14 protein-coding genes, 1 tRNA gene, 1 rRNA gene and 1 pseudogene are annotated in these 23,033 nt (G+C 40.7%); 12 read left to right on the top strand and 5 right to left on the bottom strand.

What is annotated here, in order from left to right:
* The first annotated feature begins 85 nt into the window (after positions 1-85).
* The 8 genes and pseudogenes from CZ225_RS21140 to rodA all read left to right on the top strand — a co-directional run bounded on the left by CZ225_RS21140 (position 86) and on the right by rodA (position 11,575).
* On the top strand, positions 86-2,041 hold the full coding sequence (locus CZ225_RS21140; protein WP_077155385.1) for an ABC-F family ATP-binding cassette domain-containing protein: 1,956 nt from the start codon (positions 86-88) through the stop codon (positions 2,039-2,041).
* Positions 2,042-2,098: 57 nt separating this feature from the next.
* A pseudogene (locus tag CZ225_RS21135) lies at positions 2,099-4,133 on the top strand (M13 family metallopeptidase).
* A gap of 150 nt (positions 4,134-4,283) precedes the next feature.
* On the top strand, positions 4,284-5,807 hold the full coding sequence (purH, locus tag CZ225_RS21130) for a bifunctional phosphoribosylaminoimidazolecarboxamide formyltransferase/IMP cyclohydrolase (protein WP_077155384.1): 1,524 nt from the start codon (positions 4,284-4,286) through the stop codon (positions 5,805-5,807).
* A 95-nt stretch (positions 5,808-5,902) separates the two neighbouring features.
* Positions 5,903-6,925, top strand: a complete 1,023-nt coding sequence (locus CZ225_RS21125) for a rod shape-determining protein (RefSeq protein ID WP_025075355.1) — start codon at positions 5,903-5,905, stop codon at positions 6,923-6,925.
* Between the two features lie 7 nt (positions 6,926-6,932).
* On the top strand, positions 6,933-7,778 hold the full coding sequence (mreC, locus tag CZ225_RS21120) for a rod shape-determining protein MreC (RefSeq protein ID WP_077155383.1): 846 nt from the start codon (positions 6,933-6,935) through the stop codon (positions 7,776-7,778).
* Positions 7,775-8,272: a rod shape-determining protein MreD gene (gene mreD, locus CZ225_RS21115; RefSeq protein ID WP_077155382.1), complete on the top strand. Its 498-nt coding sequence runs from the start codon at positions 7,775-7,777 to the stop codon at positions 8,270-8,272. The genes mreC and mreD overlap by 4 nt, the downstream gene beginning before the upstream one ends.
* 2 nt (positions 8,273-8,274) lie before the next feature.
* Positions 8,275-10,137 carry a penicillin-binding protein 2 gene (mrdA, locus tag CZ225_RS21110; protein ID WP_077155381.1) on the top strand — a complete coding sequence of 621 codons (1,863 nt, stop codon included), beginning with the start codon at positions 8,275-8,277 and terminating at the stop codon, positions 10,135-10,137.
* Positions 10,118-11,575, top strand: a complete 1,458-nt coding sequence (gene rodA / locus CZ225_RS21105) for a rod shape-determining protein RodA (RefSeq protein WP_077155380.1) — start codon at positions 10,118-10,120, stop codon at positions 11,573-11,575. The genes mrdA and rodA overlap by 20 nt, the downstream gene beginning before the upstream one ends.
* Here rodA and gldH read toward each other — a convergent pair.
* From gldH to metF, 4 genes are read right to left on the bottom strand one after another with little or no spacing between them, the layout of a single operon-like run.
* Positions 11,572-12,051: a gliding motility lipoprotein GldH gene (gldH, locus tag CZ225_RS21100; protein WP_077155379.1), complete on the bottom strand. Its 480-nt coding sequence runs from the start codon at positions 12,049-12,051 to the stop codon at positions 11,572-11,574. The two genes, rodA and gldH, sit on opposite strands and share 4 nt — an antisense overlap.
* Entirely contained in the window at positions 12,029-13,507 is a 1,479-nt protein-coding gene (gene ricT / locus CZ225_RS21095; RefSeq protein WP_077155378.1) for a PSP1 domain-containing protein, read from the bottom strand. Before ricT ends, gldH begins: the two co-directional genes overlap by 23 nt.
* Positions 13,508-13,523: 16 nt before the next feature.
* On the bottom strand, positions 13,524-14,648 hold the full coding sequence (locus CZ225_RS21090) for a DNA polymerase III subunit (RefSeq protein WP_077155377.1): 1,125 nt from the start codon (positions 14,646-14,648) through the stop codon (positions 13,524-13,526).
* Between the two features lies 1 nt (position 14,649).
* Entirely contained in the window at positions 14,650-15,603 is a 954-nt protein-coding gene (metF, locus tag CZ225_RS21085; protein ID WP_077155376.1) for a methylenetetrahydrofolate reductase [NAD(P)H], read from the bottom strand.
* A gap of 408 nt (positions 15,604-16,011) precedes the next feature.
* Here metF and CZ225_RS21080 point away from each other — a divergent pair, with 408 nt between their 5' ends.
* Positions 16,012-17,862 (top strand): glycoside hydrolase family 71/99 protein, encoded by a 1,851-nt coding sequence (locus CZ225_RS21080; RefSeq protein WP_077155375.1) that lies wholly within the window; start codon positions 16,012-16,014, stop codon positions 17,860-17,862.
* A gap of 163 nt (positions 17,863-18,025) precedes the next feature.
* Here the strand turns inward: CZ225_RS21080 and CZ225_RS21075 are convergent, their stop codons facing one another.
* On the bottom strand, positions 18,026-18,538 hold the full coding sequence (locus tag CZ225_RS21075) for a ferritin-like domain-containing protein (RefSeq protein WP_077155374.1): 513 nt from the start codon (positions 18,536-18,538) through the stop codon (positions 18,026-18,028).
* A gap of 455 nt (positions 18,539-18,993) precedes the next feature.
* Here CZ225_RS21075 and CZ225_RS21070 point away from each other — a divergent pair, with 455 nt between their 5' ends.
* From CZ225_RS21070 to CZ225_RS21060, 3 genes are all read left to right on the top strand, one after another.
* Positions 18,994-19,248 carry a hypothetical protein gene (locus tag CZ225_RS21070; RefSeq protein WP_129585841.1) on the top strand — a complete coding sequence of 85 codons (255 nt, stop codon included), beginning with the start codon at positions 18,994-18,996 and terminating at the stop codon, positions 19,246-19,248.
* Between the two features lie 663 nt (positions 19,249-19,911).
* Positions 19,912-19,985: transfer RNA gene (locus CZ225_RS21065), tRNA-Ala, on the top strand.
* Positions 19,986-20,149: 164 nt separating this feature from the next.
* Positions 20,150-23,031: ribosomal RNA gene (locus CZ225_RS21060) — 23S ribosomal RNA — on the top strand.
* Positions 23,032-23,033: the final 2 nt, after the last annotated feature.

The following is a 23,033-nucleotide window of genomic DNA, read 5'->3' as shown; positions in this document are numbered from 1 at the left end:
CAACTTTCTTTTTCATCTATTAGGTGCTTTTTCCACAGGGATGCGTTATCTTTGCAGTCCAAAATCTTATTAATCAGAGACAGAAGTGATTTCAGTAGAAGGATTATCAGTAGAATTTAATGCAACGCCGTTATTCGAAGACGTTAGCTATGTTATTAATAAAAAAGATCGTATTGCGTTAGTCGGTAAGAATGGTGCAGGTAAATCGACTATGCTGAAAATTTTAGCAGGTCTGCAAATGCCGACACATGGGACGGTAGCTGTTCCCAAAGAAGTAACAATAGGGTATTTGCCACAAGTTATGATTCTCTCTGATAACCGTACGGTAATAGGAGAAGCAGAACAAGCTTTTGAGGATATATTTAAACTTCAGGCGCGACTGGAACAAATGAATCAGGAATTAGCCGAGCGGACTGATTATGACTCAGAGGATTACCACCAGTTAATAGAACGTTTCACTCATGAAAACGACCGTTTCCTGATGATGGGAGGCACAAATTATCAGGCAGAGATAGAACGGACGCTGCTTGGGCTAGGATTCAGTAGGGAAGACTTCCAACGTCCGACTGCTGAGTTTTCCGGCGGATGGAGAATGCGTATAGAATTGGCAAAACTACTTTTACGCCGCCCCGATGTACTTCTGCTTGACGAGCCTACTAACCATCTTGATATCGAAAGTATCCAATGGCTGGAGAATTTTCTTGCAACTCGTGCCAATGCTGTTGTATTGGTCAGCCATGACCGTGCTTTTCTGAATAATGTAACTACTCGTACCATTGAAATCACCTGTGGGCAGATTTATGACTACAAAGTGAAATATGATGAGTTTGTTGTGTTGAGAAAGGAACGTCGCGAGCAGCAACTTCGTGCTTATGAAAACCAACAAAAGCAGATCGAAGATACGGAAGCCTTTATTGAACGTTTTCGATATAAAGCAACAAAAGCGGTGCAAGTGCAGAGCCGTATCAAACAGTTGGAGAAGATAGATCGTATTGAGGTTGATGAAGAAGATAACTCTTCATTGCGTTTGAAATTTCCCCCTGCTAGCCGTAGTGGAAGTTATCCTATAATATGTGAAGATGTCCGAAAAGCTTATGGAGAGCATGTCGTTTTCCAAAATGTAAATTTTCGAATCAATCGTGGAGAGAAAATAGCGTTTGTCGGTAAGAATGGTGAAGGTAAATCTACGTTGGTGAAGTGTATTATGAATGAAATTGATTTTGATGGAAAGCTGACAATTGGTCATAATGTACAAATCGGCTACTTTGCACAAAATCAAGCACAAATGTTGGATGAAAATCTGACTGTCTTTGATACGATTGATAATGTTGCCACAGGCGACATCCGTCTAAAAATACGTGATATCTTAGGGGCATTCATGTTTGGAGGCGAAGCTTCCGATAAAAAGGTGAAAGTGCTTTCCGGAGGTGAACGTACTCGTTTGGCTATGATTAAATTGTTGCTCGAACCTGTGAATCTACTGATTCTGGATGAGCCGACCAATCATCTTGATATGCGTTCGAAAGACGTATTGAAAGAGGCCATTCGCGACTTTGACGGAACAGTGATTGTTGTCAGCCACGATCGTGATTTCTTGGATGGGCTTGCGACTAAGGTTTATGAATTTGGTGGTGGTATAGTACGTGAACATTTGGGAGGTATCTACGAATTTCTTCAGAAGAAAAAGATTGATAGCCTGAATGAACTTCAAAAAGGGGCATCTCTTTCTTCTTCTCCAACGACATCGTCCAAAGAAACGGAATTGGAAACAACTCAGCCTTCTGAGAACAAACTATCCTATGAAGCTCAAAAGGAACTTAATAAGAGAATTAAAAAGCTTGAACGTCAAGTCGCTGAATGTGAATCTTCTATTGAAGAGTCGGAAGCTGCGATTGCCATCCTGGAAGAAAAAATGGCTACTCCTGAAGGTTCTTCAGATATGCAGCTCTATGAACGACATCAAAAAATGAAACGGCAATTGGATGATATTGTCGAAGAATGGGAACGTGTCTCGATGGAATTGGAAGAAGCAAAAGGCTAATGTGACGATAAGCTGATAAACAATAAATGAGAATCGAATATAAATAAATTATTCACAATGAAAATAACCAAGTATTTACCAATTCTTGCAGTATGCCTTATGACAACTGGATGCAATAGTAAGAAAGGAGCGGTGCTTGCATCTGGCATCGACCTTGCAAATCTGGATACTACGGCTTTGCCGGGTACTAGTTTTTATCAATATGCCTGTGGAGGCTGGATACAAGCTCATCCATTAACTGACGAGTATTCACGTTTTGGCTCTTTTGATATGCTGAACGAGAATAATCGGGAACAGTTGAAAGGATTGATTGCTGAGCTTGCTGCAAAGAAAGATAATGTCCCGGGTAGTGCAGCTCAGAAAGTGGGTGACCTTTATAACATTGCAATGGATAGCGTAAAACTGAATCAGGATGGTTTTGCTCCTATCAAAGAAGAGTTGATTGAAATCGATGGTCTTAATGGTAAAGAAGATATATGTATATCTTGCTGAAATCCAGAAGAAAGGTATCCGTCCTTATTTCATGCTTTATGTGGGTGCGGACGAAATGAATAGTTCCATGAATATTGTTCAGACTTATCAGGGAGGTTTAGGAATGGGACAACGTGACTATTATCTGGAAAATGACGAACAGACCCAAAAGATTCGTGATAAATATCAGGAACATGTTGCCAAAATGTTCCAATTAGCAGGTTATGATGAGGCTACTGCAAAGAAAGCTGTGACTGCTGTTATGAATATTGAAACACGCCTTGCACAGGCTTCCCGCTCTCAGGTTGAGTTGCGTGATCCCCATGCCAACTATAATAAGATGGAAATCGAAAAGTTAAAAAAGGATTTTCCGACTTTTAATTGGGATGTTTATTTTACAACTTCCGGACTGAAAGATCTTAAAGAAGTAAATGTTTGTCAGCCTGATGCAATGAAAGAAGTAACCGCTATTATCGATACCGTACCTCTTGAAGATCAGAAATTATATCTGAAATGGAATCTGATAGACGCTGCCGCCGGTTATTTGAGTGATGATTTTGTAGTTCAGAACTTTGAATTCTATGGTAAAACAATGTCTGGCAAACAAGAAATGCAGCCTCGTTGGAAGCGTGCGGTAAGTACGGTAGATGGTTCTCTAGGTGAGGTTGTCGGACAAATGTACGTGGAGAAATATTTTCCTGCTGCTGCCAAAGAGCGTATGGTGACACTAGTTAAGAACTTACAGACCTCTTTGGGTGAACGCATCAAGGAATTGGAATGGATGAGCGAACCAACCAAAGAGAAAGCATTGGATAAATTGGCTGCTTTCCATGTAAAGATCGGTTATCCAGACAAATGGAAGGATTACTCTGCGCTGGAGATAAAAGATGATTCTTATTGGACGAACATCGAACGTGCCAACCTGTGGGATTTCAACGAAATGATTGCTAAAGCCGGAAAGCCGGTAGATAAGGATGAATGGTTGATGACTCCTCAAACTGTTAATGCTTATTATAATTCAACCACTAATGAAATCTGTTTTCCGGCAGCTATCCTGCAACCTCCTTTCTTTGATATGAATGCTGACGATGCTGCCAATTATGGAGCTATCGGAGTAGTCATAGGTCATGAAATGACCCATGGCTTTGACGATCAGGGACGTCAATATGACAAAGAAGGAAATCTGAAAGACTGGTGGACGGAAGAAGATGCTAAAAAGTTCGATGAACGTGCGCAAGTAATGGTAAACTTCTTTGATAGTATTGAAGTCGCTCCGGGTGTACATGCAAACGGTCGTTTGACTTTGGGTGAGAATATTGCTGATCATGGAGGTCTGCAAGTCTCTTTCCAAGCCTTCAAGAAGGCTATGAAACAAACTCCGCTGGAAGTTGTGGATGGATTTACTCCTGAACAACGTTTCTTCCTGGCTTATGCTAATGTATGGGCGGGAAATATCCGTCCTGAGGAAATCCTTCGCTTAACGAAACTTGATCCTCACTCATTGGGTAAATGGCGTGTAGACGGAGCACTGCCTCATATTGGTAAATGGTATGAAGCATTCAATATCACAGAACAGGATTCAATGTTTGTACCGAAAGATAAACGGGTGACTATTTGGTAATATTTTATTAATTAGATAGTAAACGTAAAGAAGCGTTGGCATTTTCTTGGGAAGAGCTAACGCTTTTTTTTATTAATTCCCACCTTATTTATTACGTACGATAAACAATATTTCGTAACTTTGCGCGTCAAATACTTAATAAGCAATTCAATGTCAGAGTCTAAAAGAATAAAAACCGCATTGGTATCTGTATACCACAAAGAAGGTTTGGATGAAATTATTACCAAACTTCATGAAGAGGGAGTAGAGTTTCTGTCTACAGGTGGAACTCGCCAGTTTATTGAATCATTGGGATATCCTTGCAAAGCAGTGGAAGATTTGACCACATATCCTTCTATTTTGGGTGGTCGCGTAAAGACATTGCATCCGAAGATTTTCGGAGGTATTCTTTGCCGTCGTGGTTTGGAGCAAGATATACAACAGATCGAAAAATATGAAATTCCTGAAATAGATTTGGTAATTGTTGATTTATACCCGTTCGAAGCTACAGTAGCTTCCGGTGCATCTGAAGCAGATATTATTGAAAAAATCGATATAGGCGGAATCTCTTTGATTCGTGCCGCAGCTAAGAATTACAACGATGTAATAATCGTAGCATCTCAAGCTCAATATAAACCGTTGCTGGATATGCTGATGGAACATGGTGCTACTTCAACACTTGAAGAACGCCGTTGGATGGCAAAAGAGGCTTTTGCTGTTTCTTCTCACTACGATTCAGCTATTTTTAACTATTTTGATGCAGGTGAAGGTTCTGCTTTCCGTTGCTCAGTGAACAATCAAAAGCAACTTCGTTACGGTGAAAACCCACATCAGAAAGGTTATTTCTATGGAAATCTGGAAGCTATGTTCGACCAGATTCATGGAAAAGAAATTTCATATAATAATCTGCTTGACATCAATGCTGCCGTTGATCTGATTGATGAGTTCGATGATCTTACTTTCGCTATTCTGAAGCATAATAATGCTTGTGGGCTAGCTTCTCGTCCGACTGTTTTAGAAGCTTGGGAAGATGCATTGGCCGGTGATCCGGTTTCTGCTTTCGGAGGGGTTCTGATTACGAATGGCGTGATAGATAAAGCCGCTGCAGAAGAAATTAACAAGATTTTCTTTGAAGTAATCATTGCACCGGATTATGATGTGGATGCGCTTGAAATTCTGGGACAAAAAAAGAACCGTATTATCTTGGTTCGTAAAGAAGCTAAATTGCCGAAAAAACAGTTCCGCGCTTTGTTGAACGGGGTGCTGGTTCAGGATAAAGATACAAATATTGAAACGGTAGCCGATCTGAAGACTGTAACAGATAAAGCACCTACTCCGGAAGAAGTAGAAGATATGCTGTTTGCCAATAAGATTGTGAAGAATAGTAAGTCAAACGCCATTGTATTGGCAAAAAACAAGCAATTGTTGGCAAGTGGTGTTGGTCAGACATCACGTGTAGACGCTTTGAAACAAGCAATCGAAAAAGCTAAATCATTCGGTTTCGACCTGAATGGTGCAGTGATGGCTTCCGATGCCTTCTTCCCGTTCCCTGACTGTGTGGAAATTGCGGATAAAGAAGGTATTACAGCAGTTATCCAACCGGGTGGCTCTGTAAAAGACGACCTGTCTTTCGCTTATTGCAATGAACATGGAATGGCAATGGTGACTACTGGTATCCGTCATTTTAAACACTAATTATTAATGAAGAATGAAGAACTAATAATGAAGAATTGCCGTCCGGTAGTATTCTCATTCTTAATTCTTCATTCTTAATTCCTCATTTAAAAAGTATGGGATTATTCTCTTTTACACAAGAAATAGCGATGGACTTGGGAACAGCCAACACCATCATCATCACAAACGGTAAGATTGTGGTGGATGAGCCTTCGGTTGTAGCCTTGGATCGTCGTACGGATAAGATGATTGCCGTGGGAGAAAAGGCAAAGTTGATGCATGAAAAGACCCACGAAAACATTCGTACTATTCGTCCATTGAGAGATGGAGTGATTGCCGACTTCTATGCTTGCGAGCAAATGATGCGCGGTCTGATTAAACAAGTAAATACTCGTAATCATTTGTTTTCACCTTCTTTACGTATGGTGATCGGTGTGCCGTCGGGAAGTACGGAAGTTGAACTTCGTGCTGTACGCGACTCTGCCGAACATGCTGGTGGACGTGATGTTTATCTGATATTCGAACCAATGGCAGCAGCAATTGGTATTGGTATTGATGTGGAAGCTCCGGAAGGAAACATGATTGTTGATATAGGTGGTGGTTCTACGGAAATTGCTGTTATCTCTCTGGGAGGTATCGTTTCCAATAACTCTATCCGTATTGCTGGTGATGATTTGACTGCTGATATTCAGGAATACATGAGCCGTCAGCATAATGTGAAAGTCAGCGAACGTATGGCCGAGCGTATCAAGATCAATGTAGGTGCTGCTTTGACTGAGCTGGGTGAGGATTCTCCGGAAGATTATATCGTTCATGGTCCGAACCGTATTACTGCACTTCCGATGGAAGTTCCTGTATGCTATCAGGAAGTAGCTCACTGTTTGGAAAAATCAATTTCCAAGATTGAGACAGCTATCTTGAGCGCATTAGAAAATACACCGCCCGAATTGTACGCTGATATCGTACACAATGGTATTTATCTTGCTGGTGGTGGTGCGTTGCTTCGTGGTCTGGACAAACGTCTGACGGATAAGATAAATATACCTTTCCATATTGCAGAAGATCCTTTGCACGCAGTAGCTAAAGGTACAGGTGTGGCATTAAAGAATGTAGACCGTTTCTCATTCTTAATGAGATAGGCAGGAGATGCGGAATTTAATCAACTTCCTTTTGAAATACAATTACTGGTTCCTCTTCATTGTTTTAGAGGTAGCCAGTTTTGTTTTGTTATTTCGGTTCAATCATTATCAGCAGAGTGCTTTCTTTACCTCTGCCAATGTGGTTGTGGGGGCTGTTTATGAAGTTTCCGGAGGAATTTCCTCTTATTTTCACCTAAAATCAGTTAATGAAGATTTGTTAGACCGGAATATGTTGCTCGAACAACAAATTAACAATTTGGAGAAGGCATTGAAAGAACGGCAACTCGATTCTATCACTATCAATAGTATCAAAGAAATACCTCAAACAGATTATCAACTGTTTAAGGCGCATGTTATCAAGAATAGTCTGAATCTGGCAGATAATTATATTACTCTTGATAAAGGTTCTTTGGCTGGTATTCGTTCAGAGATGGGCGTAGTGGATGGAAATGGAATTGTAGGAATCGTATATGAGACTTCTCCGTCTTACTCGGTTGTAATTTCGATATTAAACAGTAAATCCAATATCAGTTGTAAGATTGTTGGCAGCGATTATTTTGGTTATTTGAAATGGGAACATGGAGATTCGCAATATGCTTATCTGAAGGATCTGCCTCGCCATGCTGAATTTAATTTGGGGGATACTGTAGTGACAAGTGGTTTTTCGACTGTCTTTCCTGAAGGTATCATGGTAGGAACGGTAGATGATATGTCCGACTCTAATGATGGCTTATCTTATTTGTTGAAAATTAAATTGGCTACAGATTTCGGTAAATTAAGTGATGTACGGGTTATCGAAAGGAAGGGACAACTGGAACAACAGGAACTTGAAAACAAGGCTGCTAAACAATGATAATTACTTTTATACATAGAATAGGATGGTTTATCGGATTGGTATTGCTTCAAGTATTAATCCTGAATAATGTCCATATTGCCGGATATGCTACTCCCTTTCTCTATATTTACTTTATTCTGAAGTTTAGTTCCGGTACTTCCAGGAATGAACTGATGTTGTGGGCTTTCTTTTTCGGGCTTACTATTGATATTTTTGCTGATACTCCTGGAATGAATGCAGCAGCAACTGTTTTTCTAGCTTTTCTTCGACCTTCGTTGTTGCGCCTTTTTACACCACGTGATACTCTGGATAGTATCATTCCTTCTTTTAAGACAATGGGGATAGCTCCCTTTTTGAAATATACGACTGCAAGTGTCTTTATACATAGTCTGACATTACTCACCATTGAGTTCTTCTCGTTTTCCAGCATACTGCTGTTGTTATTACGGGTGGTTTCGTGCACCTTTTTGACTGTAACCTGCATTATAGCTATTGAAGGCATTAGGAGATAGAAATGGCAAAAGATTATATTTTAGAGAAACGAAAGTTTGTGATCGGAGGAGTTGCCGTCTCAATCGTTTTAATTTATTTGATACGTCTTTTCGTATTGCAGATCACTACTGATGATTATAAAAAGAATGCTGATAGCAATGCTTTTCTGAATAAAATTCAATATCCTTCACGCGGAGCAATTTATGATCGTAACGGTAAGCTATTGGTATTTAACCAACCAGCCTACGATATTACTATTATCCCCAAAGAAGTAGAAAATCTGGATACACTTGATTTATGTCAGTCATTAGGAATCACTAAAGAACAGTTCCTGAAAATCATGGCAGATATGAAAGATCGCCGCCGCAATCCGGGATATTCGAAGTATACTAATCAAGTATTTATGTCCCAGCTTTCGGCGGAAGAATGCGGTGTATTTCAAGAAAAGTTGTTTAAATTTCGTGGCTTTTATGTGCAGCGTCGTACTATTCGCCAATATTCGTATAATGCTGCTGCACATGCTTTGGGAGATATTGGGGAAATCTCAGCGAAAATGCTTGAGGCTGATGAAGAAGGTTACTATATTCGTGGTGACTATGTAGGTACGTCCGGAGTTGAAAAATCGTATGAGAAATATTTGCGTGGCGAAAAGGGAATTGAAGTTCTGCTCCGGGACGCTCATGGGCGCATACAGGGACACTATATGGATGGACAGTTTGATCGTCCTTCTGTTCCAGGAAAGAATCTGACTTTGGGTTTGGATATTGATCTGCAAATGTTGGGTGAGCGGTTATTAAAAAATAAGATTGGTAGTATTGTTGCTATTGAACCCGAAACAGGAGAAATTCTTTGCATGGTAACTTCTCCTAATTATGATCCTCATTTGATGATTGGCCGCCAACGTGGAAAGAATCATCTGATGTTGCAACGTGATAAAATGAAACCTCTTTTGAATCGTGCAATTTCAGGAACATATCCTCCGGGATCTACTTTTAAAACAGCACAAGCATTGACATTCTTACAAGAAGGAATTGTAACTAAAGATAGCCCTGCTATTCCTTGTTCTGGTGGTTTTCATTATGGTCGATTGAAAGTTGGTTGTCATACACATGGTTCTCCATTGCCGTTGGTTCCGTCTATTGCTACATCTTGTAATGCTTATTTTTGTTGGGGATTGTTTCGCATGTTTGGTGACCGGAAATATGGTTCTCCTCAAAATGCTATTACTGTATGGAAAGATCATATGGTATCGCAAGGATTTGGTTATCGGTTGGGTGTCGATATGCCGGGAGAGAAAAGAGGATTAATACCGAATGCTCAGTTTTATGATAAGGCTTACCGAGGACATTGGAATGGACTTACTGTGATCAGTATTTCTATCGGACAAGGTGAAATCGTGGCTACTCCTCTTCAGATAGCGAATCTTGGAGCTACTATTGCTAATCGTGGACATTTTATTACTCCGCATATTGTAAAAGAGATACAAGATAATCAATTGGATAGTGCTTATCGTTTCCCACTTTATCCTACCATTGAGAAACGCCATTATGAATCAGTGGTGGAAGGAATGCGGGCGGCAGCTACCGGAGGAACTTGCAGGTTACTGACATCGATGATTCCTGATTTGGAAGCTTGTGGAAAAACTGGAACAGCCCAAAATAAGGGGCATGACCACTCTGCGTTTTTGGGATTTGCACCGATGAATAACCCTAAAATTGCAATTCTAGTTTATGTCGAGAACGGAGGATGGGGAGGTGATTATGGTGTACCTATCGGTGCATTGATGATGGAGCAGTATCTAAAAGGAAAGCTTTCTCCTAAAAATGAAATAGTAGCAGAAGAATTCAGTAACAAAGTCATATTATATGGTAACGAGGAACGATAGTTTGTGGAAAACACTGGATTGGACAACGATTTGTATTTATTTGATTCTGATTGTTGCAGGGTGGTTTAGTGTCTGCGGGGCTAGCTATGATTATGGCGATCGCGATTTCTTGGACTTTTCTACTCGCGCCGGCAAGCAGTTTGTTTGGATCATCTGTTCGTTCGGACTCGGCTTTGTGTTGTTGATGCTGGAAGACCGGATGTATGATATGTTCGCCTACATTATATATATAGGACTCATCTTGTTACTTATCGTCACCATTTTTATAGCACCGGATACAAAAGGTTCCCGCTCTTGGTTAGTAATGGGGCCTGTCAGTCTGCAACCGGCGGAGTTTGCCAAGTTTGCTACGGCGTTAGCACTTGCCAAGTATATGAATTCTTATTCGTTCAATATAAAGAAAGAGAAATGTGCTTTGGTCCTGGGATTAATTATACTTCTTCCGATGTTGTTAATTATTGGACAAAAGGAAACTGGCTCGGCATTGGTGTATTTGGCTTTCTTCTTGGTTTTGTATCGTGAAGGAATGCCCGGAGTTGTATTATTTGCCGGAGTATGTGCAGTTGTATATTTCGTAGTTGGAATTCGTTATGATGAAATATATATAGCTGATACGCCCACTCCTTTAGGAGAATTCATAGTATTACTGTTGGTTTTGTTATTTGCTGGCGGGATGGTTTGGGTATATCGTAAAAAGTGGGAACCTACACGAAACATAATCGTAGGAAGTCTACTAATTTTGCTTATTGCCTATCTTATATCTGAATATTGGATACATTTCAGTCTGGTTTGGGTGCAATGGGGATTGTGTGTCCTGACGATAGGTTATTTATTTTATCTGGCACTGGATGAACGGCAGCGTTCTTACTTTTTGATAGCTCTCTTTGCAATAGGTTCTATTGGCTTTTTATATTCCAGTAGTTATGTATTCGACAATGTATTGAAACCTCATCAGCAGGTCCGAATAAAAGTAGTATTAGGCTTGGAAGAGGATTTAATGGGTGCAGGTTATAATGTAAACCAATCTAAGATTGCTATTGGCTCCGGTGGTTTGACGGGAAAAGGTTTTTTGAATGGAACACAGACTAAATTGAAGTATGTTCCGGAACAAGATACTGATTTTATTTTCTGTACAGTAGGAGAGGAGCAAGGTTTTGTGGGGGCAGCAGCTGTCTTGGTAGCTTTTCTTGTGTTGATTCTCCGGCTGATCGCTTTGGCAGAGCGGCAACCTTCGACCTTCGGGCGTGTGTATGGATATTCGGTAGTCAGTATTTTCCTTTTCCACCTGTTTATAAATGTCGGAATGGTGTTGGGATTAACTCCGGTAATTGGTATTCCGTTGCCGTTTTTTAGTTATGGAGGTTCTTCTTTGTGGGGCTTTACAATATTACTATTTATCTTTCTAAGGATTGATTCCGGACGAGGCAGAAGACTTTAATCATATTTCTTTTCAATACGGATACCAATATCATTGAGACCGTTTAGTTTCTCGTCCTTCATTCCGCTTATAATTCTGAATGTATAATTTCCGGGATATAACGGACGAACAGACTTAAAGAATACAGCCGATTGGTAAATGCTCCCCCAACCATTTCCTAGCCATTTCCCTGTGGAATCTGCTAAGTTAATAGTTATTGTATCTGTAAGAAATACAGTGGAATCCTGTAAATTCTGGCTAATGAATAAATAGAGATTGTGATAGGGATAATTACTCTTGTTACGAACCTCTGTAAACAATCTGAATGTAGGTGGAATGGAATCAGTAATAGGAATCTGAAAAGAGAGTGTATCACTCTTTGTCCATCCCTCATCGGGAAGGGCTTGATAAGAGTGATACACTGTATTCTCATTGCACGCTGCTGTCAGGCAAGCACTGAATAAACAAAATAAACTATTCCTGAACAGGCTTTTCATTATTTTGTGGTTTCTCTTGATTTTTGTTTCTTTCCGGTTTGGGAGAACGTTCCTGATTAGGTTGACGGTCTTGTGCTTGAGGGCGTTGCTGTCTACGTTCCTGATTAGGTTGGCGTTCGGAATTCGAATTTTGTTGTCTTTCAGGATTCGTTCCCTTCTCAGGACGTTTGTTTTCATTATTTCGTCCTTGATTCTGTCCCCTATTTCGGTTGTTATTCTTGGGGCGATTTTCTCTGTCACCCTTGTTTATGTTCTCATTTTCCACACTCTGCGGATTTCCATCTCCTATTTCCTGTTGTGAGCGATTTCCATTTTCAGCTTGTTGCTGTGGGCGGTTATTATTATTTCCTTTTTTCTTCTTTTTATTCCGGTTACCGTTATTGTTTCCGTCTTTGTTTTTGCTACGGTCAAAGCGAGTTAAACTTTCCTGTTCCAGCAAGTCTATTGGTTTTTTCGGTTCTTGTTTGTTTTCAGCTTCCAACAAACTATCCGGTTTCATGCCTTTCTTATTCATTGCGATCACTTCGAAAGCACGTTTTCCACTGATAGTAACCAGGTTAGCCGGGAAATTCTTGTCGGTTGAATAAGAAATTTGATTATTCAGAATATCCGCTTTGAAGAAATAGAAAGTACCATCCTTAGTTTCCAGTTCGATTTCTTTGGAAGGAAGTCGTTTTTGGGCTTCTACATAACAATCTACCTCGTAATTCAGGCAACATTTCAGTTTGGCACATTGTCCGGCAAGCTTTTGAGGGTTCAAAGAGATATCCTGATAACGGGCAGCACTCGTTGAAACGGAAACAAAGCTTGTCATCCATGTCGCGCAGCAAAGTTCACGACCACAAGGACCGATTCCCCCGATACGCCCGGCTTCTTGGCGAGCACCAATCTGCTTCATTTCAATGCGGACACGGAATGCTTCAGCAAGTACTTTTATCAGTTGGCGGAAATCTACACGTTCGTCGGCAATATAGTAGAAGATAGCTTTATTACCGTCTCCCTGATATTCCACGTCACCGATCTTCATATTCAGATTCAGACTCAAAGCAATCTGACGAGCACGAATCATTGTGGCGTGCTCTTTAGCCTTAGCTTCATTGAATTTTTCCATGTCCACCGGTTTTGCTTTCCGGTAGATTCTTTTGATTTCGGTATCTGCCTTGAAATTAGCCTTCTTCATTTGCAGAGGAACCAATCTTCCAGTCAGTGTTACCACACCAATATCGTGTCCCGGTGCAGCTTCCACAGCCACTACATCCCCTTTTTCAAGTTTGATCTTATTACTGTTGCGGTAATACCCTTTCCGGGTATTTTTGAATTGTACCTCAACCATATCACATTCCTCTGCATTGCCCGGTATGTCTGCCAGCCAATCATAGGTGTTCAATTTATTATCTTGTCGGGAGCATCCTTTGCAGCAAAGACCGCCGCTCCCATTATGAAGTTTATATTCCATAGTTTTATATATTAATTTATTGCTTCAACAGTACAATCATTTTCAGTGAGAAATCGAAAAATACCATCTTAGCATTTACATTCTGTTCAATATGTAGTTGCGCTTCGCTTAGTTCGTCCATGATTCCCATAACATTGCGTTCATTGACAAAGGGAGCAAAGCGGGATGCGAAATTCTGTTCGTTGATCGTCATATAAATCAGATCGCGTTGATGCAAGTTGTAGATAAAGTTTTCCCGGATCATGCGCTGGCAATACCCCAAAAAGTTCTTTTGGCGTTCTCGCCCCATGACAGCTACCTGTTCGCTCCACATTTTCATCTCTCTGATTTTTCGTTGGTAGGACAATCGCATCAGGCTGACGAATAAATCGAAGAACAATTGGTTTTCTTCATTCAGATGAATCGTTTCAAGTGCTTTGATAAAGTTTCCGTTTGCCAGATGGGCAATGGAAAGACTATCGGCAGGTTGAATACCATACTTGGTTTGAAGTACCCGGTCAATGTTGTTTTCATCTATTCTCCGTACATTCATCCGTTGCGTACGGCTTAAAATGGTAGGAAGAATCATCTCCGGTGCTTCCGATACAAGCAGAAAGATAGTTTTCTCCGGCGGCTCTTCGAGTAGTTTCAGTAGCTTATTGGCACATACCGGATGCATCTTTTCCGGTAACCAGACAATCGTTATCTTGAAACCTCCTTCGCTAGACTTCAAACTGAGTTTCTTCATGATCTCGTCGCTCTCTTTCGCATATATCAATGCCTGAGAGTTCTCCGCATCCATTTCGTTTAACCAATGGTTCAGGTTGAAATAAGGATTATTCAGAACAAAGGGACGCCAGTCCGCAATATAATCATCGCATACTTCCCGTTTCCCTTTCGCACTCTTGACGATAGGAAAGACAAAATGTACATCCGGATGAACGAGTTTATTAAATTTTACGCAGGACGGACATGTGCCACAAGCATCAGTTTCTCCACGGTTGGTACAACTGATATAGCGTGCATAGGCAATAGCTAGTGGCATTTTCCCGACTCCTTCCGGTCCACAAATGAGCTGGGCATGTGGAATCCGTCCTTCATTCACTTCCAGAATAAGTCGTTGCTTAATTTCTTCTTGTCCGATTACGTCTCTAAAAAACATATCAATAAATGGCTTTTGCTACTTCTTTAATACTGTCTACTGCTCCGATAGAGTAGAAATGAATACTTGGAACCCCATGAGCCATCAACTCCTTGCATTGTGCTACACACCATTCAATGCCCACTTGTTCGGCTTCCACATCATTTTTGCATTTCAGAATCTCTTTTACCAATTCTTCCGGCAAGTCTACTTTGAATGTTTTGGGCACCATACTCAGTTGAGACAGCTTTTTGAAAGGCTTGATTCCGGGAATAATAGGTACATTGATACCTGCCGCTTTCGCTTGTCCTACAAACTCAAAGTATTTCTTGTTATCATAAAACAGTTGTGTCACAGCATATTCAGCCCCAGCTTCCACTTTCTTTTTCAGCCAATAGAGGTCGGATTCTACATTAGGTGCCTCTTCATGCTTCTCTGGGTAACAAGCTACTCCATAAGAGAAAGGAGAATTGGTAACTTTCATCTCTGATCCATCAACAAAAATACCTTTATTGAAATTATTAATTTGTTCTTGTAATTCGATTGCATGATGGTATCCGTCACCCTCAGGGGTAAATACAGATTCATGTTTCGCTTTGTCACCACGCAGGACAAGCAGATCTGTAATGTTCAGAAACTGTAAGTCCAGCAATACATATTCAGTCTCTTCGCGAGTGAAACCACTACATAAAAGATGAGGAACTACCGTAATATTATATTTATTCTGAATGGCAGCCGCTACAGCAACTGTTCCCGGGCGTCTTCTCAAACGGTTTCGTTGGAAAAGCCCGTTACCTAAATCTTTGTATACGTATTCGCTGCGATGGGTGGTGATATTGATATATTTCGGATCAAATTCTCGAAGAGTGTCGATTGTTTGATACAGCTTTTCGATTCCGGTTCCTTTCAGTGGAGGAAGAATTTCGAAAGAAAAAGCTGTTTTTTCGTTGCTATGTATTAAGTCAATTACTCTCATTCTTTTTTGTAAATGTTCGTTGTTTATTTATATTAAACGTGCATATTGGGACAAAAATACGAAAAAAGAAAGATTTCTCTCTTGTTTTTTTCTAAAATAGTTTGGTATCAATGTTATTAAATTGGCGAATGGTTGCTTGTTTGGTGATGAATGGATAGAAAATAGGTGAAATATTCTGATTTATATGATATTTGGTTGTATATTTATGGCATGTTTTCCAAACACAAGTAATCTTTGATAATGATAAGTTAATGGGTCAATCATTGAAAATATACTATGATTATTATAACATACCGGGCATTTTGTCCCAATGTGTTTACACAGTTCTGCCATTAGCTGACAGATCCTTGTGGAATTTAAAAAGTCGGATGAATAAATACTAAAGTAAAATAATAAATAATTTGCTGTATGGACAGACCGTTTTTTTCTGAAATAATTTGTGTGTGTTTACTGCTTTTCTTTGCTTCTGTTGCGGAAGCACAAAATAAAATGGAAAAAGAAAACAATGTAGTTACAGTTGATCCCTCTTCATGGTGTGCAATAGACGGACAGGGTAATAAGATAGATCCTGAAACTGCAATTTATCCGGATAAAACAGAACGAAGTAATAAGTTTGTGGGTATTTTCTATTTTATTTGGCATGGTTGCCATGGATATGATAAACCTGCCAATTATAATGATGTCCAAGTACCCGTTGCTTCAGATGTAAAAAGCCCTTATGATCTGTCGAAAATATTAGCAAAGGACTCGGTAAACCCTCAATGGGGGCCAGCACATGCCATGCATCATTGGGGGGAACCTTATCTTGGATACTATGTATCGAATGATGAGTGGGTGATACGCAAACATGCTCAAATGTTATCGGATGCAGGTGTGGATGTGGTTGTTTTTGATGTAACCAATGCATATACATATATTCCTGTTGTGAAAAAAATCCTGGATATTTATACTCAAATGCGGCATGAAGGAAGTTCGACTCCTCAGTTTGCTTTTATCGTGAGTTCTTCACCATCCAATACATTTAATACTCTGTATTCGGAGATATATGCAAAGAAATTATATCAAGATTTGTGGTTTCGATGGTTGGATAAACCTTTGATTTTGGTAGATCCGAGTGTAGTTCCTGTTGCTTGCAAAGATATGTTTACCATACGTCGTTCTTGGTATTTATGGAATAATAAGGAAGTGGATACTTGGTTTGGAGATGGAGTAGACAAATGGCCGTGGGCAGGATTGTATCCGCAACAAGCCGGTATCCATGAAGGAAAGAATGAATTTGTATCAGTGGCTGCTGCTACTCATCCTATATCAAATATCGGGCGTAGTTTTGATGTAAAAACTAATACCGAACCTAAGATCTTTTCTTCAGGTAAAGGCATTTACTTTCAAAGCCAGTTTAATCGGGCGATGGAATTGGATCCTTCATTTATGTTTTTTACAGGGTGGAATGAGTGGACTGCCCAACGTCAGATTGCGTCGAGAAATAATGAAGTTTCGATGCCTGATCGGAATGTTCAGAAAGGAGATTCCTATTTTGTAGATCAATACAATCATGAATTTAGTAGAGATATTGAACCTGTCAAGGGGGATTTCGGGGATAACTATTATTATTTGCTTGTAGATTATATCCGGAAGTTTAAAGGAGTTCATAGACAGCCCATAACGGAAAAAAAACACAAGATTAAGATTGACGGGAATATGATGGATTGGCAAAAAGTGAATACTGTATATGCTGACGATCAGGGAGATACTAAACATCGTAATCATTTTGGCTGGGGACGTATGGGGACACTCGTTAATACAACGGGAAGGAATGATATCATTCTATCAAAAGTGGCAACTGACGGTACAAACTTATTCTTTTATGTGAAAACTGCTGAACCTATCACATCTTGCAATGATTCGAACTGGATGCAACTGTTTATTCAGATACGAGGAAATAATGCTCCTTCGTGGGAAGGCTTCCAATTTGTAGTGAACAGAACAGGTGTGGGGAGTGATAAAACAATATTAGAAAAATGTTTAGGTGGATGGAGCTGGGATAAAGTGAAATCGGTTGCTTACCGTATTAAGAATAATGAAATGGAATTATCTATTCCAATAAGAAGTCTTTCAATCGTAGATACTACTAACTTTTCCATTGATTTTAAATGGATAGATAATGCTGTTGCCGATGGAGATATTCAGACTTGTATGAGTGATGGTGATTCGGCTCCTAACGGGCGTTTCCGATATCGTTTTATTTATAGTAAAAGATAATTGATTTTATACTCTAAAGATATTAAAGCATTCCGGATGAATTCCAATATCTAATTACTTGAATAATATTCTGTTGCATAGACTTAACCTGAGTTTACATAAGGTTTCTATGAGATTTTAATACATGGAAACTTTTGGGCGTGAACTCAGGTTAAAATAGAACTTATTGATCAAGGAAGGACTTCTTCATTCTGGCAATATCTGTCAAATAATCCTGTAAGTCCTGCTCATGTTCCTCTTCTTCTGCAAGAATATGTTTTGCAATGTCACAGGTTGTAAAATCTTTGCCATTAGTGAAGTTGGCAATTTCCTGATAGCGTAGAATTGCACAACGTTCAGAAGCTACATTGTCTTTTAACAAGCTAACCGAATCGAACTCATTAGGAGCATCATATTTGCATCTAGCCAGTTCAAACCATTTTTTAGGGTCCAGTACGGGGACACCTTCCAATTCGATAATTCGGTTGGCAAGCAGTTGAGCGTGACGACGTTCTTCTTCTGCATGTTCTTCGAATTCTCCTTGCACATCAGCGCGCATGGTTCCTTCTACTACCAGTGCACCTACCCAATATTGATAGTATGCTAACCATTCTTCAGCTAATGCTGCATTTAATTGCGAAATCAAACTTTCGACGTCTAATTTTCCCTGTAAGATTTTTACACTTTCTCTAGCCATAATTTAATGTTTAAGTTATATGTTTAAGTTGTTCTGCTAACAGATAGAATATGCTTTTGTTTGCGATTCGTGGAAGATTTAACAGAAATAATATGTGAAGTGATTGAGGTTAGTTGTATACTCTAATTTTTGATATAAAAAAATGAAAGGATAGGAATATTGATCAAGGAAATTGTTTACTTTTGTATTGTATTTCATTAAGAAATATATTTCGTAGGCTAGGAGATGTCTAGTTATTATCTGCCACTATAAATCTGGTAAATTTGTGCATACGCAGATAGTAAATGAGAAATCTCCATGTTCAGTTCGATTATAACTTAGGTTATATATCCTCTGGGCGTGGAGCTATTGCTCATTATCCGTATGCGGGTTTTACCAGAACCTATAGTGGAATAATAGTAATAGTTCCTGCGCCCTTTTCCTAGGGGAGCGCGGAACGGCAATTAAAATTTTAAATGATGGAAAATCGCGTTTATTCTTGCCGTATGAAGGTTGATTTGGAGAGATCAAGTGACAAAATTATGTTCTTGAAAGAGAATTGGGTCTCTTTATTTGACGACATAGAATGTGGCTCAATGGGGACTAAAGACGATATTTGTGCGCGTTGTTTGCTTAGTACTGCACTGAAATTGATTCAGAATGAACGAAAACGTTCTATATTTGATACGCTAAAAATAAAATGGAACTTGTTGTTTCATAAGAAGTGCTAAACAAATTTACGGAATCAATTATTTATTCTAATTCTGCAATTAAAACTTGAATTCAGCACTCAATGTTTTTTTGCTCGTTTTATTGTCACTTATCACTTTTATGAGATAATACATTGATAATTAATGTAGTCTTTGTGATAATAGAGTGGTGACAATAAGAAACTCATACGTTTTATTGTCACTTTTCGTAGCCTTATTATCCCCTTCCTTTATCATCATTATCTTTTACTTTTATTTCATGTGTTTTATTGATAATCAATGATTACTGCTAGTGGTCGGTAGACTTTTTTAATCTCCTTCTTCTATGTCTATAAGGCATTCTTCTATTGATTTTATTTTTCAAGCACGAGAGGCTAAAGCTCTAAATATTATAAAATATTGTTTTTAGTGCCGGATATATTCATAATATTGAATGAAATCTCCTATACATTCTATTTTTGTCATATATATATATTGATGGTTTCATGCGGTGATACTCATAGTTTCATCACTTGAAACCTTTAGTTTCTAGGCTTGAAACCATTTGTTTCATATAGTGAAACCTTTCGTTTCACCCCGCTAAACCAATCGTTTCAACCGTATGAAACCTTTCGTTTCCAGCCTTATGATGGTAAATCCAGGTACAAATAAAAAATATCCCAAAGTACTATTACCGGATAAATGGGGGGATTAGCTCAGCTGGCTAGAGCATCTGCCTTGCACGCAGAGGGTCAACGGTTCGAATCCGTTATTCTCCACGATCTCTGAAACAGAGAAACGATCTTTGACATGATGAAACAAAAAGTAAAATTTAGTAAAGAGCTAAAAGTATATATCGAACCGCACGTTTTAAGTACCGCGATATTGAGTATTCCGGGGTAATACCCTATACTTGATACCTGATACTTAAAGGTCAGTTTGAAAGAAAGTAAATAAGGGCGCATGGCGGATGCCTTGGCTCTCGGAGGCGATGAAGGACGTGATAAGCTGCGATAAGCTCTGGGTAGGTGCAAATAACCTTTGATCCAGAGATTTCCGAATGGGACAACCCGGCATTCTGAAGGAATGTCATCCATCCTAGATGGAAGCTAACGCAGGGAACTGAAACATCTTAGTACCTGCAGGAACAGAAAATAATAATGATTCCCCTAGTAGTGGCGAGCGAACGGGGAATAGCCCAAACCACCCATGTTACGGCATGTGTGGGGTTGTAGGACCACGATGTCGCAAGACATTTGACGAGTAGAACCCTCTGGAAAGCGGGACCATAGACGGTGATAGTCCTGTATACGAAGTCAAATTAAGCGTAGTGGTATCCTGAGTAGCGCGGGACACGAGAAATCTTGCGTGAATCCGCCGGGACCATCCGGTAAGGCTAAATACTCCCGAGAGACCGATAGCGAACCAGTACTGTGAAGGAAAGGTGAAAAGCACTTCGAACAGAAGAGTGAAATAGTCCCTGAAACCATGCGCCTACAAGCGGTCGGAGCTTTTTAAGAAGTGACGGCGTGCCTTTTGCATAATGAACCTACGAGTTACTTTTTCCGGCAAGGTTAAGCATCTTGAGATGCGCAGCCGAAGCGAAAGCGAGTCTTAACAGGGCGTCCAGTCGGAAGGAGTAGACGCGAAACCAAGTGATCTACCCTTGACCAGGTTGAAGGCTAGGTAACACTAGCTGGAGGACCGAACCAATAAGCGTTGAAAAGCTTCTGGATGAGTTGAGGGTGGGGGTGAAAGGCTAATCAAACTTGGAGATAGCTCGTACTCCCCGAAATGCATTTAGGTGCAGCCTTGTGAGTTACTAATGTGAGGTAGAGCGACTGATAAGATGCGAGGGCTTCACCGCCTATCAAGTCTTGACAAACTCCGAATGCGCATTAGTCCCATCACAGGAGTGAGGGCATGGGTGCTAAGGTCCATGTCCTAAAGGAGAAGAATCCAGACCATCAGCTAAGGTCCCCAAATAAACACTAAGTTGAACTAACGAAGTCAGATTGCTAAGACAGCTAGGATGTTGGCTTGGAAGCAGCCATTCATTTAAAGAGTGCGTAACAGCTCACTAGTCGAGGAGTTTGGCGTGGATAATAATCGGGCATCAAGTGTTTTACCGAAGCTATGGGATCAGCAATGATCGGTAGGGGAGCATTCCACTCGGCGTCGAAGGTGAAGCGTGAGCTTTGCTGGAGCGTGTGGAAAAGCAAATGTAGGTATAAGTAACGATAAAGGGGGTGAGAAACCCCCTCGCCGAAAGACTAAGGTTTCCTGATCAACGCTAATCGGATCAGGGTTAGTCGGGTCCTAAGGCTCAGCCGAACGGTGATGCCGATGGCAGAACAGGTTAATATTCCTGTACTACCTTAAGGAGTGACGTGGAGACGGAGGCGTGACAACGCCGCGGACTGACGGAATAGTCCGTTGAAGGGTGTAGATGTTGATTGTCCCAGGCAAATCCGGGACAAGAGTCGAACCTGATAGTATGGAGCGTTCTTCGGAACAATCCAATAGCGCGTGTAATCATACTCCCAAGAAAATCCGCTAAACTTCATCCTTGAGGTACCCGTACCGCAAACGGACACACGTAGTCGGGTTGAATATACTAAGGCGCTTGAGTGATTCACGGTTAAGGAACTAGGCAAATTGACCCTGTAACTTCGGGATAAAGGGTCCCAGCTGCGAGGCTGGGCGCAGAGAATAGGTCCAGGCAACTGTTTAACAAAAACACAGGGCTGTGCCAAATCGAAAGATTCCGTATACAGCCTGACACCTGCCCGGTGCTGGAAGGTTAAGAGGAGAGCTTATCGCAAGAGAAGGTTTGAATTGAAGCCCCAGTAAACGGCGGCCGTAACTATAACGGTCCTAAGGTAGCGAAATTCCTTGTCGGGTAAGTTCCGACCTGCACGAATGGTGTAATGATCTGGACACTGTCTCAACCGTGAGCTCAGTGAAATTGTAGTATCGGTGAAGATGCCGATTACCCGCGATGGGACGAAAAGACCCCGTGAACCTTTACTATAGCTTAACATTGAATTTGGGTAATTGATGTGTAGGATAGGCCGGAGACATTGAAGCGCAGACGCCAGTTTGTGCGGAGTCGCTGTTGAAATACGGCCCTTTGGTTATTTGAGTTCTAACTCGTGTATTCGAGGACACTGTTTGGTGGGTAGTTTGACTGGGGTGGTCGCCTCCAAAAGCGTAACGGAGGCTTCTAAAGGTGCCCTCAGGACGATTGGTAACCGTCCGCAGAGTGTAATGGCATAAGGGCGCTTGACTGGGAGACTAACAAGTCGATCAGGTAGGAAACTAGAGCATAGTGATCCGGTGTTTCCGTATGGAAGGGACATCGCTCAAAGGATAAAAGGTACTCCGGGGATAACAGGCTGATCCCTCCCAAGAGCTCATATCGACGGAGGGGTTTGGCACCTCGATGTCGGCTCGTCACATCCTGGGGCTGGAGAAGGTCCCAAGGGTTGGGCTGTTCGCCCATTAAAGTGGCACGCGAGCTGGGTTCAGAACGTCGTGAGACAGTTCGGTCTCTATCTATCGTGGGCGTATGAAATTTGCGTGGCTCTGACACTAGTACGAGAGGACCGTGTTGGACTGACCTCTGGTTTACCGGTTGTGCCGCCAGGTGCATTGCCGGGTATCTAAGTCGGGATTGGATAAGTGCTGAAAGCATCTAAGTACGAAGCCAGCCACAAGATTAGATTTCTTAGGGTCGTCAAAGACGATGACGTTGATAGGATGCAGGTGTACAGGTGGTAACATCTTAGCCGAGCATTACTAATTGCCCGTGTACTTTCTTTCCA

Source organism: Bacteroides bouchesdurhonensis (assembly GCF_900155865.1).
Taxonomy (GTDB): Bacteria; Bacteroidota; Bacteroidia; order Bacteroidales; family Bacteroidaceae; genus Bacteroides; species Bacteroides bouchesdurhonensis.
Note: the sequence above shows the minus strand (reverse complement) of the source record. Positions and strands in the feature narration are given on the sequence as shown.